The organism is Synergistaceae bacterium, from assembly GCA_017443945.1.
Lineage (GTDB): Bacteria > Synergistota > Synergistia > Synergistales > Aminobacteriaceae > JAFUXM01.
This window is the reverse complement of record JAFSXS010000007.1, coordinates 1-2210: the sequence shown is the minus strand read 5'-3', so window position 1 is coordinate 2210 and position 2210 is coordinate 1. Positions and strand designations below refer to the sequence as shown.

Below are 2210 nucleotides of genomic sequence, written 5' to 3'. Positions count from 1 at the left end.
CTCGTGGCACGTGGCTCGTGGCTCGTGGCCTGTATCGTGTTATAAAATTTATTCCGAACAAAATAATAGCTCTCTCAAGAAATATTTATCACAATAGACTCATTCAAGCAAATAAACGCAGACTCAAGAATAAAAATTTTTCCGTTATAGCAAAAGATTGCGCCGGGACTCTGATTCTTCACGAGCTGGGAATAGGATTCGAGACTCCGACTATAAATTTATGGTTTAATGCTGGAGATTTCGTAAAATTCTGTGCGGACTTGAAATATTATATCGATCAAGAGCTGACAGAATACTTTGAAGACGGCATAAATTATCCGATCGGCACTCTTGGGAGCGGCGGCAAGAAAATAATTATTTACCTGATGCACTATGAAAATTTTTCGCAGGCAAAATCAAAATGGGACGAACGAAAAACGCGCATTCACTGGGATAATTTATATTTCGTCATGACCGATGGTGAAGGCTGCAATGAAGAACTCGCAAAAGAATTTGACTCGCTGCCATACAAAAATAAAGCTCTGCTCACATATCGAAATCTTGAAGGCATAAAATCAGCTGTGAAACTCGATATTGATTCACCTCTCGAAAGCGGAAATTTATTCAGATATAAATCAGGCTGGACTATTAAACGCGTGATTGATGATTGGGATTATGTAACATTTCTTAATTCATGAAATAGAATCCCCGCCGGAATCTTTGAGACTCTGACGGGGAAGAATTTATTTTATTATTGCGAGAGAAATATTATCGCCGATGGGCATTTTATGAAGTCTTGCACCGAGTTCATGCTCAAAATCTTTTATTGACTGCTCTACGTTTGGATATGCCTCGCTGAAATAATCGTGAATAAGAATAACTCCGCCTTCTGACATCAAAGGATAAAAGAATCTCAAGCCCTGCAATGTAGGCTCGTATAAGTCCATATCCAAATTTACAAATGCAAACGAGTCATTAATTCCCTGTGCTGTATCCGGGAATCTTCCGGCTTTGAGAATAATATTATCCTGAACGGGCATTTTCGCGAGAACTTCAGAAATATTTACGTTTCTCATGTAATCTGCTGAAGTCATTGACTCTTTTTGTTCGCGGGAAATGTCATAATCTGTAAAGCCGTCAAATGTGTCAAATAAATAACACTTTCTGTCGGGAAAATTTTTATTGATGTGCTTTGCGAAATCCCCTTTGTAGACTCCTGCTTCTGCGACTGAACCGGAAATATTTTCTTTATAGACTCTTTCTGCGAATCTCTCAAGAAATAATATTCTAGCCTGCATGAGAATCAACACAAAAGTTTTATTAATTCGCGATTCAGGGACTCCCAAAGTTTTTAGCTGCTCTGATACTTCATCAAAGCCCATTGACGTCCCTAAAATAACTACAACGTCATCAAGCGATTTCAAGATTTCAGGCGATTTAACTTCTAAACCTAGTACCCCCCCCCCCCCTGCGTATTTTTTCGTATCGTTGTCTACGAAACATAGCACATCATAATAATTTTTCGCCATGTTATAGACGTGTCTTCCTGTGCTGCCTACTCCCCAGCAAATAGCTTTCTGCATTTATTCTGCCTCCTGTCAAATATAATAAATCCCCGCCGGAATCTATTAGACTCTAACGGGGAAAAAATTTTTTATGCGGATTTCTGCAAGACTTCTATACTTTCGCCGGTCTTAATGCACTTGGCCGGACATTTTTCCGCACATTTTCCGCATTTCGTACACTTCGACTGATCTATCACTGCTAAATTATTCACGATTTCTATAGCTTGAGCAGGACAAATTTTCGCGCACAATGTACAACCGATACAACCAGCACTGCAAACGCCTTTAACCGCCGGCCCCTTCCAATGTGAATTACAAGCGACAATAACATCAGCCGTAACAGGTTCAAGACATAACATAGCTTTTGGACATGCCTCAACACAAGCACCGCAGCCCACACATTTTTTGATGTCAACTTTCGGGAGCCCATCTTCACCCATTGAGAGCGCGCCGAATTTGCAGACTTTTACGCACGTCCCTAAACCTACGCACCCAAACGGACACGCATTCGGAGAACCTCCGGGAATCGTTACAGCAGATCTGCAGTCGTTGATACCTTCATAAACTAATTGACGAGGTGAACACTCTTTCGTACCCTTGCAACGTAAAAACGCTCTTAACGGGACAGAATCTCCAGCAGCAACACCCATAATTGCCGCAATTTTT

General features: G+C 40.9%; 3 protein-coding genes. 1 reads left to right on the top strand and 2 read right to left on the bottom strand.

The window, feature by feature from the left end; translation table 11 throughout:
- A partial coding sequence (locus tag IJT21_00685; protein ID MBQ7576762.1) for a DUF1919 domain-containing protein occupies positions 1–677 on the top strand: 677 nt, incomplete at its 5' end.
- A gap of 45 nt (positions 678–722) precedes the next feature.
- Here IJT21_00685 and IJT21_00680 read toward each other — a convergent pair.
- On the bottom strand, positions 723–1562 hold the full coding sequence (locus IJT21_00680) for a class I SAM-dependent methyltransferase (GenBank protein ID MBQ7576761.1): 840 nt from the start codon (positions 1560–1562) through the stop codon (positions 723–725).
- Between the two features lie 71 nt (positions 1563–1633).
- On the bottom strand, positions 1634–2210 hold a 577-nt coding region (locus IJT21_00675; GenBank protein ID MBQ7576760.1), incomplete at its 5' end, for a 4Fe-4S binding protein.